Raw genomic sequence first — 16,783 nt, 5'->3', positions numbered from 1 at the left:
GTCATTAGTCATTAGTCATTAGTCATTAGTCATTAGTCATTAGTCATTAGTCATTGGTTTTTGGCTTAAAATTCTTAACTGGTAATACCGACTTTTTTAAACTGTTCTCCTACATAGGAAAGGGAATTTTTGAGATGTTTGTGGAAGTAGTTCCAGCCGACATTCGCACCAGATAAACCATGACCTCCAGGAAAAGCATGAAATACATGAACAATGCCTAACTTATTTAAGGTTTCATTGAAGGCTTTGGTAGAAGCTAGTAAATCAATATCATTTACACCCGCATCTAGGTAAACACGCAATTGCTTTCTATCTTGAGGTGATAGCTGTTGCACAATTTTTTGAGGACTATTTTGTGAACCGCTACTATCAGTAAAGTAACCGCTATGGCTAAACAAAATATGGAAGTTGTTGAGATAGCGTAACCCTATATTAAAAGCTCCCCATCCCCCAGAAGATATACCTCCAAGCGCCCAAAATTGCGGTTCTTGTAAAGTACGGTAGCGTGACTTGACAACTTGTACTAATTCCGAACCAATTAAAGTTCCGATTTTGCCATTTGGCCCATCAAAATAATCAGGATCGTACAAAGGACTCGAACCGCGATTATCATTACCATCAGGTGTAATTACAATCGATGGCGGTAATTTTTTAGTTTGATAAAGTTCATGCAACACATCTAAAATTGCATATTTATCAGCAAAAGCGCGAGCATTATCATGCCCTCCATGTAATAAGAATATCACGGGGTAGTGCTTTTGCTGATTTTTATTATAGTTAGGAGGTAAAATTACGCCATAGTTGCGGACTGCGCCCATCGCTTGAGAGTAGAAGCTTGCTAATAGAAACTTTAGCCCAGTATTTGCTTCTTCTTCGGGCGGGTCTAGTTGTGGCGCAGCTAAGATAAATACATAATAATAAGCAACGGTGGTGAGGAGTGCGATCGCTCCTACCAAGCTAATTAAAAATTTAGGAATCTTCATATAGAATTTTTTGAAATTTTCCCTAGCAGTACTAGTCCTTTATTTCAAAAGCTTAGCCAATTCATATATCAATCTTGTGTCAACACAATGGAAACTTTACGACTAGTTGTAAGCATTTAAAATCCCTAAAAAGCCTATTGCATAATACTTTTGATTTCACGGCGGTACTAGAGAGTAGGGAATCAATCTTTTCCAGGTGTACGGATTAATTTGTTCTACACAAACTCCTCTACATGCTGGCAAAGAGAAGCTAAGGCAACTTCTACCGCATGGAGTATCAAACTAGGTCTTTGGAAAGAAAGCAGTTGTTTTAGTCTTTCCATGTCTTCCATTAACGCTATGCCAATGGCATCGATGAATTACGATCCCAGGAGCAATTAAAATTTGTTTTCCCTACTCCCTATTTCCCATTCCTAATCTCTGAAAATCTGAATTGTTCGCCTACAAATGTCAAAGAATCGATTAAATGTTCCCGCCAATATTGCCAAGTATGACTGCCAGGAAACTCACGAAATAGATAATAAATTTTTAGTTTGTTCAGTACTTTAGTAAATTGTTTAGCTTCCTCAATTTCTTGAATATCTGACCTACCTGAATCGAGGTAGATTCTCAACCTTTTTTGGGCTTGTAGCGGAATAGTTTTGATATAAATTATTGGGCTATTTGTCGGCCCGCTTTTATCTTGAAAATAACCACTATGACTAAATAAAACTGAGAAATGATTCAGATTGTGTAATCCCACATTAACTGCACCATTAACTGCACCCCAGCCACCAGAAGATAAACCACCTATTGCCCAAAAATCTGGATTTTTAAGTGTACGATAACGACTTTGTACAACTTTTACTAATTCATCTCCCAAGGCTGTGGAGACTTTACCGTTTGGACCATCGATATATTCAGGATCTCGGTAGGGACTAGAGCCGCGTTTGTCGTTACCATCTGGTGTAATAATTATGCTCGGCGGTAACTTACCTGTAGTATAAAGTTGTTTGACAGTTTTGAGAGCTTGCCCCTTATTTGGAACAAACCAATCTGTAGCATTACCATGTCCACCGTGGAGAAGAAAAATTACAGGATAGCTGCGTTTTGGGTTTTGTTCATAGTCAGGGGGTAAAGAAACGCCATAGGTACGATTTGCACCCATAACTTGACTATCGTAAGTTTCAATTTTATAGCTGAGGGGAGTAGCCAAGTTGCTAGCATTCGGCTGTGATGGAAGAGAGGAAGGCGTTGTTTGTAAGTTTTGTTGTTGCGGTGGTTTGGCGACGACACTTTGGGATAAATTACAGCTAACTAGGGTTAATACTGAAAGTAGCAAGAACATTTTTGATTTTTCGTAGTTCATCTTTAAAGGACATTGGACAGTTAGTGCTAGCAATCAAAAGTTTACGCAAGTAATTTGTCAATGTTGTGTCAACACGATGGAAACTGTACGACTGGTTGTAAGTTAAAAATCAAGAGTTAGGATAAATTTCTTGAGGATGTGCAAAAAGCCGCGAATTAATTTCAGTTCTTTGTTTGGCTTGTTGTTGCTGCTGCTTTCTTCATGGGCGATCGCTCACGAATTACATGAGTATAATTATCGTGATATCCTCAACTCTTTAGCAGCAATTCCTAAAACTCGCTTAAGCTGGGGAATTTGGCTGACAGCTTTTGGCTATCTAGTGATGATTGGCTATGATATTTTGGGTTTTAACTACATTAATCGTTCCCTAAGCTGGAATAAGATAGCTTTCACTAACTTTATTAGCTCTACATTTAGCAATACGATAGGTTTTGCTTTACTAACTGGTAGTGCTATCCGTTATCGATTTTATGCTAATTGGGGAATGTCAGCAGTGGCGATCGCTCAAATTATTGCTTTCGCTAATTTCACTTTTTGGCTGGGAATGTTTGCCATTGCTGGATTAACATTTATTACCAACCCTTTAACAATTCCTACACAACTCCATTTGCCTTTTACAACAGTACGTCCCATCGGGATAATTTTTCTATTGTTGATTACTATATACTTGTTGGGAAGTATTTTAATTAAACAACCATTAATTATTCATCAGCAAGAATTTCGCTTTCCTCCCCTGCCAATATCCCTAGCTCAAATTGCAATTTCTAGCCTTGACTGGATTTTGGCTGCGGCAGTTCTTTATGTGCTACTTCCTAGTAATACATCCTTGTCTTATCTAGACTTATTAGCAATTTATTTACTAGCAATGTTTGCAGGTGTTGTTAGTAATATTCCTGGCGGTTTGGGTGTCTTTGAAACTGTAGTATTGCTGTTTCTCTCATCCAAAATTTCGGCAGTAGCAGTTCTGGGTTCACTGTTAGCTTATCGCGGAGTATACTATTTTTTACCTTTGCTACTTGCAGCAGGGTTGCTGGGAATATATGAAATGAATTTTAGAACTGATTTGGGAAAACATATCAATAAATTGTGAGCTTATAAAACATTTTTAAAATCAATCATTGTTTGGCGATAAGTATCTGGTAGACCTGTATCAAAACACTTACCTTTAACAACATATCCTGTCATTCCTTCTTCCTGGCGTAACCTCTCTAAACAGGATGTTAACTGAAATTCACCTCTTTCTCGGAAATTTTGATTAATATGTTCTGCTAGAAAATCAAAAATTTTTGGTGTCAATAAATATAAGCCAAATATACATAAAAACTGATTTTCTGGCATACCTTCGACCCGCAAATTACTTTGTGCGTATTCAATTGTCGGTTTTTCATACAGTTGCGTAACTTTGAGAATCGAGTTGAACTCATGCCAAACTCCTGTTACACACCCTGCTTTATGAATAATTTCTGCGGACATTGCAGTTAAGCTAACAATACTTTGATTAACTTGTTCGTAAACATCTAAAACTTGACTAGCACAAGGTTTTTCCGAATTAGATGCATAAATATGGTCGCCCAACATTAACAGAAATGGCTCATTTTCCACCCAATCCTTAGCGCAAAATACCGCATGACCGTAGCCTAATTGCTCCTCTTGCAATAAGATAGTAATTTTGCTACCTAAATCTTGTAAATATCGGCTATATTCTTGATTTTCTGGTGAAAGTTTAGCTAAAAGTTCTTTTTTGGGTGGTTTTTTTAATAAGTTTTCAAATATTTCTTTGTCATCTGGCTGTACGACTATTCCCACTTCTGTAATTCCAGCACTAATCGCCTCTTCAATAATTGCCAGAATCACAGGTTTTGCCCTACCATCTCCATCGATAATTGGGAAAAGTTCTTTTTTAATAACTTTCGTAGCTGGAAACAAACGAGTCCCAAAACCGGCTACTGGAATCACAGCTTTTTTAACTCGATCTTTTTGCATAAATAATTAGTTTTTTTTAGGGGAGTGTGAGCTGGAGGGGCAAAGGAGACAAGGGGGACAAGGAGAATAACTTCTTACTCTTGTAGACGCGATTAATCGCGTCTCTACTCCTTACTATGTATTTCATTACCCCAATTTTTCAAATAACTCTGCTAAAACCACATTAGAAAACAAAAATCCTTGGGGATCGGTCAAACGCAACCTTTCTCCTGCAACTTCCACCCAGCCTTTATCAAAATACGATCGCAAATACCGACAAATTTCTTCTACCTTCTCTTGCCCAAATGCTGCCAAATTTACACCCTCCGCTAAACGCAACCCCAACATTAATGTTTCTAACAATACTTCCTTTGGGGGAGTCACTTGACAATCAATCGCAGCACCAGCTTGCACCCATTGGTAGTATTCTTTAGTTTTACGCGGACGAGTGAAGCGTTTTCCCTGAATATAACTCGCCGCACCCATGCCAAAACCATAATAAGGGCGGTTTTCCCAATACACTCGATTATGCCGACATTGATGACCAGGCTGAGCATAATTAGAAATTTCGTAATGTTCATAACCTGCATCAGTCAAAACCCGCTGCGCCATTTCGTACATTTTGACTGTAGTTTCATCCGTCGGCAAAGGACTGTCACCCGGTTTGTAGTAACGTCCAAAGGCTGTACCTGGTTCGATGGTAAGATCGTAGATAGATATGTGAGTGGGTAAAACTGCCACCGCTTTGTTTAAAGAATCCCGCCATCGCTCCAAAGACTGATGCGGCAACCCAGAAATTAAGTCTAAGCTAAATTCGGGAATCTCGACTTGGTGGATTAAATCTATAGCTACAAAAATATCATCAACCGAGTGCGATCGCCCCGCAACTTGCAATAATTCTTGACTAAAGGCTTGTACGCCCAAACTGATGCGGTTGACGCCTGCACTACGATAACCTGCTAAATGTTCTAAATTAAAGGTAGCTGGGTCCATTTCCATTGAAATTTCTACTCCAGAAGCGATACCAAAACGTTGCTCTAGCTGTGTCAATATACGTTGTAACTGGTTTATTGATAGCAGCGAAGGAGTACCACCACCGAAGAAAATTGTCTTTAGGGGTTGACCAAATGCTGGCGTGATGGCGATTTCTTGACATAGCACGTCAACATATTGGGAGATAGTACCAGATGTTTCGCCCCGCAAGCGATCGCCGACAACAGACACCGGGAAATCACAATAAAAACACCGCCGTCTGCAAAAGGGAATATGTACATAAGCAGAACTCACAATTCCAGAAACATCAAATTTTTGACTCATTTTAAGAAAGAATATAAGTTAGCCTAATTGCGAATTAGATAACGTGAAAATAAGTAGTTTGTTTACAATTTTTTATCGTTTTACAACGAAACAATGAAAAATATGAAGATAAAACCCTTTGGTTATAATAATTGCAGATATTGTTTGCCTAAACCCTTAGTGTAAGTCAATATTGATAGTCTCTACTTACCGATGAAATAAAAAATACTTAACTTTATCGGTTAACACAGTTGTAGGAAAACAAGATAACCATGCTTGACGCCATTATCATTTTTTCATTTATCCTGGCAGCATCGGGGATAGGGTTCTACAGTATAGAACTACTACCTAATGGCACCTTAGATAAGGTAACAAATGTCGAAGCTTTACGTTTAATTATTGCCGTTTTTGCTGCCATTATTGGTGGTGCGATCGGGTTAAGTTTCCAGACGACATATCGTCGCCTAGAGTCACAAGTCAAAGAAATGCCTCTAGAAGTGATCTTAACTCGTGCCATTGGTTTAGTGATTGGGCTATTGCTAGCGAACCTCATGCTAGCACCGTTATTTTTGTTACCCATCCCCGCCGATTTCGGATTTATTAAGCCATTGGTGGCAGTTGTTGGCAGCATTATCCTTGCTGTCACTGGCATGAATTTAGCAGATACTCACGGACGAGGCTTATTGCGGTTTATTAATCCCAGCACTGTAGAATCGATGGTTGTGGAAGGCACGCTAAAACCCGCCAATACTAAAGTTTTAGATACTAGCTGCATTATTGATGGTCGCATTGAAGCACTACTAGAAACAGGCTTTCTGGAAGGACAAATTCTCGTACCGCAGTTTGTCTTGCAAGAACTCCAACAAGTAGCTGATGCTAGCAAAGACCAAAAGCGGGTGCGGGGAAGGCGAGGACTAGAAATTCTCAACCGCATTAAAGAAACTTACCCCGATCGCATCCTCATCAACCCAGTGGATTACGAAGATATTGCCACAGTTGATGCTAAATTAGTCCGTTTTGCCCAAGAAATCAGCGGTACACTGCTAACCAATGACTACAACTTATCTAAAGTTGCCAGCGTTCAGAAAGTACCTGTTTTAAATGTCAATGATTTGGTGAACGCCGTCCGTCCCAGTTATTTACCTGGCGACAATCTAGATTTGAAGATTCTCAAAGAAGGTAAAGAACCAAGTCAAGGCATTGGCTACCTAGATGATGGCACAATGGTAGTCGTTGAAGAAGGTAGTAGTTATGTGGGTGGTGAACTGCGGGTAGTAGTCACCAGTGCTTTGCAAACCACAGCAGGACGGATGATTTTTGCTAAACCCCAAGCTTCAGCATTAGCGTGAAAGAATGGGATGTTCAATTCAAGTGAAATTTAGCGATCGGTGCAGCTTGACTGCACCGATTATTTATTTGACCAACGAAATATTTAACTCTAAGACCTGTTCTCTAACTCTGAGATTTTTTAATCACGTATAGTATGGCGATCGCTCATGACCACTTGTTAACAGAAGTATTGCTACTTTAATAATACCCTTCTTCACTATTGCCTATTGCCTATTGCCTGTTCCCTGCCTCTACGAGTAATTTCAAAAATCAAATACTAGTTCTATATCCAGATTTTATATCATTATTTAGGCATTCAACCACAGCTACAATTAAGTCTATATTTTTCCAAAACCAGTTAAAAAATTGATGTTTTATGTCTTTTAAATTTCAATGGTTGTATTGAAATTTCATAATATGATCACAGATAATTGTTAGAGCTTGAGAGCTATTTATAAAATCCAATTTTTATAAGTTGCAGAAACCACATCCAGCAAAAACATTAAGTCCTAAAAATCAAGGATTTCCTAAGATGAATTTACTTTCCCAATATGCTGGTATTATTTTAAGAGCTAGTCTCTGTCTTACGAGTTTTATTAGCTTTGCGACTTTTAAATTTACTCCAGCATTAGCACAAGATGCAGTAACAATACCACCAGTACCTACCTTTACAGTAGAACAAGGTGGATTTTCGGGTGTAATAACATATATTACTCCTAGTGCTTACATCACCTCTATTGCTGCCCAAAAAGTTTCTCCGGAAGGGACTTATTTAGCAGGAGTTGATGGTAACGGTACGTACATAGTTACAGGATCTATATATATGGACCCCATTACTCATGTGTCAATCCCAACGATAGTGCTTTTTGGCGGGCCGACACTACCAATCCCAGAATCATATGGGGAAGATGATGTTCTGTCAGTTGTAGCTGATAGATTAAGGTACGGTAACCTGACACTGGATGAATATACAGCAATTATCAGAGCTGCTAGTCCCGGTCTACTTTAATACGATGTCCAAGTATAAGTTAAAATCGCCAACCTCCTTCAAAACGAACTTCAAAGTTATCTCCACTCATACCAAGGCGAGATTCCCAAAAAGTACCACTAGAAGAACCATGCTTAATTAATAACCCATAGGATAAATCATTAGTGCGAGTCTTTATACCTTGATTAATATCTCTAAAATTTTGCACATAAGCTCCAAAAGACCAATTTTGATTTATCCTTTGAATTCCTTCTAATGTGAAAAAAAATTTATCACTGAATTCTACAAAACTATTGAACTCTAAACCTGTATGTAGTAATAAATTACCTTGTAAAAATCCTGCTGGTCTCAAATTGCCTTTATTTTCAATAAATATAAGCGCTGGAGCCAAAGAATAGTTTAAATTCTTATCTTGATGAGAAAAAAAGTAGCTCAGATTTAAATAAGCAGGATTTTGGGAATTTGCTGCACTATTCCAAGAAAAGCGTAAAGCCGGAATGTGGCTAGTAATTGCTTGAATTTTTCCATCAGCATCAAATTTTGCATGGGTATTTATATAAGTTAATCCGCCATTAACATAAATACCCAATGTTGGCTCCCAAAGCCCCAAATTATTATTTGTAACATTAAATGCAGAGTCTCCATTCAAGTTAAACCAGACACCTGAATTCATACTGTAATTCCAGTCACCTGAAGAACCCGCCCATAAAAATTCTAGTGTCGGTAAAGATAGATATCCATTAAAGGCCTGCAATTGAGTAATTATTTGGCCAATTTGACTTAATTCAATATTGTCAAAAGCCAGACCAAAGGAACGAATATTCATTGGCACCTGTGTCATATCCGCTGAACTCCAGTTTTGCACAAACTTCTTGCCATCAGCATTAGTTAAAGTTACTTGTGCAGCTGATGAACGGTTTTTGGGACGAATAGATGTTTGTTCTAAAGGAACAGGTACACCAATAAATGTCAAAGGTCCAAAACTATTATTGGAAAGGTCTGCTTTAGAAATAAAGGTTTCACTATTTTGTCTCCAAGTACGATTTCCATCTATAAACTGAACTACTCGCTGATGATTTCCGCTGCGGATTTGTAAAATACTAGAATTATTAAGTGTAATTTTACTTGGGAAGGTGAATGTTCCAGAAACCTGTTCTAAGCTACTGATGCGATTACCTAATAAAAGTGTTCTGTTGAGTAATTGGTTAAGTTTTCTGATTTGCTCTGGTGTCGATTTTGTATTTAAAGCAGCAAAATTCTCTTGTTGAGATAATCGCTTTTTAGCTTCCTGCAAACTTTGTTCTAGCTGTGGAGGATGAATTAACTCAAAAAGTCCTCCCATCAGCGTTCCTAGTGTCGTATTAGCAGTTTGTAATTCATCTATTTTTAGTTCATTGACTGATAAAGATAGGGAAATACCAGGATTGCTAAAAACATTAGTATAAGTTGCCTGAATTTTTACAGGATCGTATTGTAATAGAGTTCGATTATGAGAGCGACTAAAGTAAACTCTCTGCCAGTCATAGTCATCTTGTTTATTACTCACTCCAATAGTAGTTTTTTTTTCACCTAAAGGAACCCAATATAACGAATTTAGATAAGACAAATCACGTTGTCTTTCACTAATAAAAGGATTTATCAATAAATTTAGCAAATCCGAATTATCAAATTTACTTCCTTGACCAATTTTTATACCTGGTAGAGATGTTATTTTAGGTTGAAATCGAGTTTTTTGATCTGTTAAAGGATTACCCCAATAAAACCCGATTTTTTCTAAAGTTTCTTGGGAAATTATTGTGCCTAGAGTGATGTTTCCAGCTTCTAATAATGGTTGTAAATTACTAGTAGGAAATGATTGTAGAATTAAAGGAGTATTATCTGCATCTAAAAATCTAAATAAAGAACCACCACCTTTAGGATTGTAGGTTGAAGCAGTCCCAATGTTGGAAATTAAAGAATTACTATCTCCACTATTGATCGTAATTTTAGGTGTGGGAGAACCCGGCGGATTAATAACCTCAGCTCCAATGGATTGAATGGACAATTGGTTATTATCAATTTCTCCTGTTAGTTGTTTAAATGATTGAGGAATAGACGAAACTGCTTGCATTCCCCAAAGTTTCTGAGTTAACCTAATCGATTGTCTGTTTTCAATTTCTGTTGATTGCCCTTGGTTCAAAATTCCACCTTGCCATCCTTGAGTCTCCAGGACAATACGATTACCAGGTAGTAACCAATACAATTGATCTTCACTAGGAAAATTTGCAAAGGTAAAACGATTAACTATTGGTTCATCTCTAGCAGATTTCACAATAAAATCAGTATAGTTTTCACCTTGAAGAGGATTAAAATTTGCAGGTGAAAAAGTAAAGTTATCTGTAGGATTAATTATCCAAGGATATTTATTAGCACTATTAGTTAAGGAATTAAATATCAATAACTCTAAAGTTTTTTTTTCAAAACTGGATTGCCGTTTTGCTGATTTGGAGTAATTGGGTCTATGGTATTATTTTGCTCAAGACTAGACTCTGGTGATTGGAAGGGATAGATTAGTTCTGGTAGACTGGGATTAATAGTTGGTAAAACGTTAGTTGGAATTTGAGTAAATACTTGTGTAATAACTACATTTTTTAATTTGTCTTTAGCAGATTTTTTGGAATCATATTCAAGTGCTATTTTTCTATTAGATGCAGGGGAATTTAAATATTTTATTAAACTTTTGCTTGGATTGTTTTTTGCTTCTACTTTATTGGATATTAAATTATTTATTAATATTATTATAATTAGTACAGCTAGGTTAATATGTCGATTAATAGCAATTAATTTACAGAGCAAAATAATTTTTATCAGGTTTGACATAAATAGCCAGCATAATCTAAAGTCTGCTCAATAAAATAAGAATTCAGAACCTGAATGACATAATTATTATCCATAGTAGTACGTTATATTTTTTGCCTAAGACTACGGTCTTAGTCTTATTTGGGGTTGATAAAAATAAAAAACAAGTCGGCAGACAGCGAACTTGTAAATAGCTCAATAGTCATTTTTATTATGGAGTATGCTCTGATAAATTGCAACATCAACTAATCAACTTTTCAGACAAAAGTTATGTAATTATGTCTAAAAATTTATATTAATCCAATTAATAATTACAACACATCTTTGGGTTAAGACGCGATTCATCGCGTCTCTACAAATGGTCTATTTGTAGCATTATTTTTTCCAATTGCTATTAGTTATCTTAAAAATAAATATTTTAAATTAGTATCAAAATTTTATTAATTAAAAAATCCAGTATTGTTTATGATAATCAAAAATAATCACTTATCGAAAAACGACTATTTTCTTACTACAAATTTACAAATATTTTTCCATTACATAGTTTTTAAACCAAACTCCTCGCCGTTCTACTTGCTGTTCCTTGACTACATTAAATCCCTTATTTTCAAAAAATGGCTTTGCAGTAATACTCGCTTCTGTATACAGCCGTTTAATTCCTTGTGATTTTGCGGTATTTTCTAGATGATTTAAGAGTTTTGAGCCAATACCTTTTCTTTGGTATTTGCTATGACAATAAAAACAATCAATGTGACCATCTGCTTCTAATTCTCCAAACCCAACTATCTCACCATTATCTTCAGCAATGTAAGGAAGCTTGGCTTGTAATCTTTTGTGCCAAACTTCATAATCCATATTTTTTGGTGCCCAAGCATCGACTTGTTCTTGACTATAGTCGCCAATATTGATTTGATGAATTGTATCGTGAAACAATTTCATGATTGCTTTGGTATCAGATACTCTATATTCCCTGATGAGCATAGTGAACCTCAACTTTCATAAATCTCTAACGGCAAATTATCTGGGTCTTTGAAAAAAGCAAATTTCTTACCTGTCAGTTCGTCAATTCTGATATCTTCTGTTTCCACACCTTGGGATTTTAAGTAATTAATACTTTGCTCAACATCATCAACTTTAAAAGCCAAATGCCTTAAGCCACAAGCCTCTGGACGGCTAAATCGTTGTGGAGGGTTTGGGAAGGAGAATAACTCTATTTGAGCATTTTCTCCAACTTGTAAATCTAATTTATAAGAATTTCTTTCGGTACGAAAAGTCTCTGCAATAATTGAAAAACCTAAAGTTTCGACATAAAATTTTTTCGAGCGATCGTAGTCAGAACAAATTATCGCTACATGATGAATACCAGCGATTTTCATGTGTATTTCTCAAGCTACTAATCATTTACATGTAGCACTTTTAGCAAAACTTTACTAGTAGACTGTGGCAGAAGTTTGCCTAGCTTCGCTTGCCTTGAAACTAAAGTTTAACTTGACAAATATAGCAGGGAACAGGCAGAAAGTATCTTGATGTGGGGCTTTTACGAACCCATGCGGGAATATAGGCATCATAACTAATTACCCAGACATGATATAAATCTTTCTTGGTCATAGTTGAGCCGATTAAGATTTAAGCCTTCTGATAGTGTATTGCTGATAACCAACGAGTTTAGGCTGAAGGGAGATTTGATTTACCTTTCGATATTTGAGGAAATAGCTATGCCAAGCGGTCATGCAAGTCATAAAGGTACTTCTGATAAACCCAACGTTAACGCACCAGGTCAGATTAATGGTTCTGCTGCGGACAAATCAGTTGACCCTGAAGACGTTTTGCTAGAAGGTGTTACTACAAATACCACCAGAACCCAAGAATTTGTTGATTATCCTCCTGCCACAGAACGCCCAGATCAAGAGCCAGAGGCTGGGAATGCAGAAAAAGATAGTATGTAATAAGCTGCTGCACATTTAAATTGCATAATTAGGGCGGGCAAGATGCCTACCCCACAAGACTTTTATCAAATTTAGATATGCAAGCTAGATGTGGAACAGCTGATTACAATTTTTGCTTGAGCAAATCTGCAATTGAGGTCAGTAGTTCAACTGGTTGTACTGGTTTGGCAACGTGTTTTTCAAAGCCAGCTGCCAAAACTCGGTTTCGATCGCTTTCTCCAACATAAGCCGTCAGAGCGATCGCCGGAATTTCTCCACCCTGGTCTTTTGGCATTGCTCTGATTTGCTTCATCAAACCATAGCCATCGATTTCAGGCATTGCTAAATCGCTGATTAATAAATCAGGTACATTCTGTGCGATGGCAACTAGGGCTTCTGTTGCCGATGCAGCAACAGCGATCACCGCTCCATTTTGTTGTAGCAAGAAAGACACAAACTCCCTAGTATCAGCATCATCATCAACAATTAATATCCGTAGTCCATTCAGCATTGAAAAGTTAAATTTTTCTCTTGCTCCCGCTACTCCCCCTGCTTCCCTTGCTCCCCCAGTTTCTTTCATCACAGGTAGTCTGACGGTAAAAATAGACCCCTGTCCAATTCCTGGACTATCGGCCATGGCACTTCCACCATGCAACTCCACTAGGTGGCGAACGATTGCTAATCCCAGTCCCAGCCCACCAAATTTCCTGGTTGTGCTGCTATCGGCTTGCCGAAAATATTCAAACACGTGGGGTAGGAATTCGGGTGAAATACCTTGACCTGTATCTTTGACCTGAATTATTGCCCAGTCAGAAGTCAAATCATGACTTAATGAAAGGCTAACTTCTACTGTTCCACGATCAGGAGTAAATTTGACTGCGTTGGAGAGTAAATTTCCCACAATTTGCTGTAAGCGATAAAAATCACCAGAGACTTTACTTACATTCGGGTCAAACTGGGTTTTTATTTGGATGGATTTGGTTTGGGCGATTAACCGGACTGTTTCCAATGCAGCCTCAATTACAGCTACTGGATTGACAGGGGCAAAAGTCAAATTTAGTTTACCGCGAATAATTCGGGAGACATCCAGCAATTCATCAATTAATTGAATTTGTAATTGAGTATTTCTTTCGATGGTCTCTAAGGCACGATTGGTAGTATCTTCATCAAATTTGCGACTTCTGAGTAGAGATGACCACCCCAGAATCGGGTTGAGAGGCGATCGCAATTCGTGGGAAAGAATGGCCAGAAACTCATCTTTATTGCGGTTTGCTTGTTTGAGTTCCTCTGCTTGTTGTCTGAGTGCTTTTTCTAATTGCTTTCTGGGGGTGAGGTCAAGAATAAAACAAATCCATGACATCGGCGATCGCTCTACCAAAGCACCACCAATTAATATGGGAATGCGGGAACCATCTTTGCGGATATATTCTTTTTCGTAAGCATTACATACGCCAACGGTTAAAAGTTGCTCTATGCCCTGGCGATCGAGAGCATGATATTCAGGTGGGGTGATGTCTTGTCTGCGTACCTTACCTGCCAATAATTCCTCTCGCGTATAACCTATCATTTCTAAAAAAGCTTCGTTCGCCTCAGTAATGTAGTCAGGAGTAGCGAATATAATGCCAATAATGTTGGAATCAACTAACCGCCTTAGTTGAGTTTCGCGCTGACGCAAATCATTTTCTGCTTGTTTGCGCTGGGTGATATCTTGGGCAGTACCCATTAACCGGACTGGTTTCCCATCAGCATCATAAAAAACGCGACCTTTGGCATCAATCCAATGAATGCTGCCATCAGGCCAAACGCACCGATATTGAACCTCACAATCAACTTTTTCTTCCAGAGAACGGGCGATCGCTTCCTCAATCAATCGGCGGTCTTCTGGATGTACACAGTTCAAGAAAACCTGATAACTAATTTCGGTTTCTGGGGATAGTCCAAACAGTTGCTTACATTTCTCTGTCCAAATTAACTCGTTGGTGATCAGATTCAAAAACCACATACCAACTTCAGCAGCGGTAGTTGCTAAACGAATCCGTTCTTCACTCTCCCGCAACTTCGTTTCAGCTTGCTGGCGATCGTGTAGTGCAACTTCCTGTTCGGTAATATCAGTACTTGCACCAACTACCCTGACTAGCAGACCATTGGCATCCCGGACAGCAAACCCCTGGTCTTGTACCCACAAATAGCGACCATCTTTGTGACGCGCCCGATATTTGACGCTATAACGGTTTCCATTCGCCATGCTAGCGATGAACTCGTCATTGACCATTTGTTGGTCATCAGGGTGGATGTGTTCTTGCCACCACTCGAAAGTAGCTTTAGCTTCTTGTTGCGTGTAGCCAAAAACCTCAGTTAAACCCTGAGTTCTTTCCACACAATTTTTATCAATCTCCCAATCGTAAATCACAGAATTAACTGCTGCTGCTGCTAGCTCAAACCTTTCGTTACTTTGGCGCAGGGAAATTTCTGTGCGTCGTCGGTCTGTAATATCGAAAGCGATTCCCAAAAGATGATGTGTTAATCCATCAGCAGTTCTGCTGTACACAGTGTCATAGCTACAAAACCAGCGCCATTCACCATTGGCGTGCCGAATTTGGTATTCAAAAGTCAGGACTTCCCCCCGTTCGGCAGAATTAAATTTTTCTAGATAGCTAGGGAGTCTAGCTAAATCTTCAGGGTGTAGAAGTTGGGTAAACAACTCACTTCCCATCGCTTGAATTTGTTCTGGTGTGTAGCCCCAACCTTCAGTAATTTCGTAATTAACGTAACAATTTCGCTGCTCGATTACATCATAGATATAAAGTATACCTGGAAGAGTGCCAGCAATTTGTTGAAACAGACGTTGACTATCCCACTGTGGGCGAAAATCTTCTAGCTCAATTTTTTTAGTATCTTCAACACAGCTACATTTATCGTCAACTTCAAGCTGCTGAGATTCACTAATATCCGAAAAAGTTGTGACGATCGCGTAGGGAGTAGTTGCTGTAACCTGAAATAGCGGTTGTGAAGATAATAACAGCCACACTAGCTGACCATTGGGCTTATAGAAGCCACACACAACATTCAAACAAGGTTTACCCGTCCTCAGAACAACCATTGCCGGGTGAATTTCATACACCAAAGGCAAGCCATTTTCATCAATAAATTGCCATTTGGGATCGAGCAAATTTTGCCCCACAAACTGCTGGGTTACCACTCCCAAAATGGTCTCAACAGCAGTATTGCAAGCCTGAATTCTGCCATCAGGTAAAACAAGGATCATTCCCTCTTGTTTATTGGCTACTAACGAATAATTTGATTTTTTACTAAATTGCCGATACAGCAGCTTGTCACTAGCCAGCTGGTTTTGGGACTTTTCCGCGTCTGGCATTGTATTAAAGTTTAAGAAATTTAAAGTGAATAAATATAAGATTCAGTACGTGAGACTTACATAAATTTTAAGGCAAATTCTTCTATCTCAAAGCAAAATATGGCTGAAATTATTAGTTATTAGTCATTTCCCCGCGTCCCCATGTCCTCGCGTCTCTCCATCTCCCCATCTCCCATTGCCAAAGATTCAGTTAACCTAGTTAGGGAGCTGATTCTACAAAGTTGATGATGTAAATGCAACTCTTACAGGAGATAAGACCATGAGTAATCTGGGCAAGAAAAGATTGGAAGCTGGTTTAGCGATCGCCACTTACTCGATTGGTAATGGTACTGCCTCAGCTGCCCCAACCCCCGGCGTAGAACTTCCGAAACAGATTGTGTTAACGGCGTCTGATGTTGCTATGTACACCACTATCTGGAAAATCTATTTTCATGAGGATTTATCTAGTAAGGGAATCTTGGAAATGCTGGCAGAGTTAGGTCTAGTTACCCTTGCTGCCACAGGTACAGCTTATATCGTTAGCAAAACCACTACAGCCATCGCCTGCGAGATTGCAGATTGGCTTGGCCCAGTAGGATGGGGTATTGCAGCGGTTATCGCTACTTCTATCACTGGTTTATTTGCCTCTACCTGGGCAGTATATTGCGATCGCCTTTATTCTCAAAGAGAACCTCAATCAATTTAATTCCACCTTTGAACTGGATTCATCCACCTTTGAACTGGATTCATCCACCTTTGAAC

General features: G+C 38.5%; 14 protein-coding genes. 5 read left to right on the top strand and 9 right to left on the bottom strand.

What is annotated here, in order from left to right; genetic code table 11:
• Nucleotides 1-74: 74 nt before the first annotated feature.
• On the bottom strand, nt 75-983 hold the full coding sequence (locus tag ACM0OY_RS35740; RefSeq protein ID WP_414573485.1) for an alpha/beta hydrolase: 909 nt from the start codon (nt 981-983) through the stop codon (nt 75-77).
• 400 nt (nt 984-1,383) lie between these two features.
• Nucleotides 1,384-2,331 (bottom strand): alpha/beta hydrolase, encoded by a 948-nt coding sequence (locus ACM0OY_RS35735; RefSeq protein WP_414573484.1) that lies wholly within the window; start codon nt 2,329-2,331, stop codon nt 1,384-1,386.
• A gap of 136 nt (nt 2,332-2,467) precedes the next feature.
• Here ACM0OY_RS35735 and ACM0OY_RS35730 point away from each other — a divergent pair, with 136 nt between their 5' ends.
• Entirely contained in the window at nt 2,468-3,421 is a 954-nt protein-coding gene (locus ACM0OY_RS35730) for a lysylphosphatidylglycerol synthase domain-containing protein (RefSeq protein WP_414573483.1), read from the top strand.
• A 2-nt stretch (nt 3,422-3,423) separates the two neighbouring features.
• Here ACM0OY_RS35730 and ACM0OY_RS35725 read toward each other — a convergent pair whose 3' ends face one another.
• Together ACM0OY_RS35725 and hemW are read right to left on the bottom strand one after the other, a co-directional pair.
• Nucleotides 3,424-4,314 carry a sugar phosphate nucleotidyltransferase gene (locus ACM0OY_RS35725; protein ID WP_414573482.1) on the bottom strand — a complete coding sequence of 297 codons (891 nt, stop codon included), beginning with the start codon at nt 4,312-4,314 and terminating at the stop codon, nt 3,424-3,426.
• Between the two features lie 126 nt (nt 4,315-4,440).
• Nucleotides 4,441-5,610, bottom strand: coding sequence for a radical SAM family heme chaperone HemW (gene hemW, locus ACM0OY_RS35720; RefSeq protein WP_414573481.1), 1,170 nt, complete (start codon nt 5,608-5,610; stop codon nt 4,441-4,443).
• 251 nt (nt 5,611-5,861) lie between these two features.
• On the opposite strand from hemW, the gene ACM0OY_RS35715 reads away from it, so the two are divergent.
• Nucleotides 5,862-6,938 (top strand): PIN/TRAM domain-containing protein, encoded by a 1,077-nt coding sequence (locus ACM0OY_RS35715; protein ID WP_414573480.1) that lies wholly within the window; start codon nt 5,862-5,864, stop codon nt 6,936-6,938.
• A 512-nt stretch (nt 6,939-7,450) separates the two neighbouring features.
• Nucleotides 7,451-7,927 carry a hypothetical protein gene (locus ACM0OY_RS35710; protein ID WP_414573479.1) on the top strand — a complete coding sequence of 159 codons (477 nt, stop codon included), beginning with the start codon at nt 7,451-7,453 and terminating at the stop codon, nt 7,925-7,927.
• A gap of 19 nt (nt 7,928-7,946) precedes the next feature.
• On the opposite strand, the gene ACM0OY_RS35705 is transcribed toward ACM0OY_RS35710, so the two are convergent.
• The 4 genes from ACM0OY_RS35705 to ACM0OY_RS35690 all read right to left on the bottom strand — a co-directional run bounded on the left by ACM0OY_RS35705 (nt 7,947) and on the right by ACM0OY_RS35690 (nt 12,120).
• Nucleotides 7,947-10,217, bottom strand: coding sequence for a hypothetical protein (locus ACM0OY_RS35705; protein WP_414573478.1), 2,271 nt, complete (start codon nt 10,215-10,217; stop codon nt 7,947-7,949).
• A gap of 131 nt (nt 10,218-10,348) precedes the next feature.
• Nucleotides 10,349-10,765, bottom strand: coding sequence for a hypothetical protein (locus ACM0OY_RS35700; protein WP_414573477.1), 417 nt, complete (start codon nt 10,763-10,765; stop codon nt 10,349-10,351).
• A 498-nt stretch (nt 10,766-11,263) separates the two neighbouring features.
• Complete coding sequence (locus ACM0OY_RS35695; RefSeq protein ID WP_414573476.1) at nt 11,264-11,725, bottom strand: GNAT family N-acetyltransferase; 462 nt, start codon at nt 11,723-11,725, stop codon at nt 11,264-11,266.
• 8 nt (nt 11,726-11,733) lie between these two features.
• A complete protein-coding gene (locus ACM0OY_RS35690) occupies nt 11,734-12,120 on the bottom strand; it encodes a VOC family protein (RefSeq protein WP_414573475.1) in 387 nt (128 codons plus the stop codon).
• Nucleotides 12,121-12,459: 339 nt separating this feature from the next.
• On the opposite strand from ACM0OY_RS35690, the gene ACM0OY_RS35685 reads away from it, so the two are divergent.
• Nucleotides 12,460-12,690, top strand: coding sequence for a hypothetical protein (locus tag ACM0OY_RS35685; RefSeq protein WP_414573474.1), 231 nt, complete (start codon nt 12,460-12,462; stop codon nt 12,688-12,690).
• Between the two features lie 103 nt (nt 12,691-12,793).
• On the opposite strand, the gene ACM0OY_RS35680 is transcribed toward ACM0OY_RS35685, so the two are convergent.
• Nucleotides 12,794-16,042, bottom strand: a complete 3,249-nt coding sequence (locus ACM0OY_RS35680; protein ID WP_414573473.1) for a PAS domain-containing protein — start codon at nt 16,040-16,042, stop codon at nt 12,794-12,796.
• 259 nt (nt 16,043-16,301) lie between these two features.
• Between ACM0OY_RS35680 and ACM0OY_RS35675 the strand changes: the two genes are divergently transcribed.
• Nucleotides 16,302-16,727: a hypothetical protein gene (locus tag ACM0OY_RS35675; protein WP_414573472.1), complete on the top strand. Its 426-nt coding sequence runs from the start codon at nt 16,302-16,304 to the stop codon at nt 16,725-16,727.
• Nucleotides 16,728-16,783 lie beyond the last annotated feature (56 nt).

Source organism: Nostoc sp. CCY 9925 (genome assembly GCF_963920935.1).
Classification (GTDB): domain Bacteria; phylum Cyanobacteriota; class Cyanobacteriia; order Cyanobacteriales; family Nostocaceae; genus Nostoc.
This window is presented reverse-complemented; position numbering and strand designations above follow the sequence as displayed.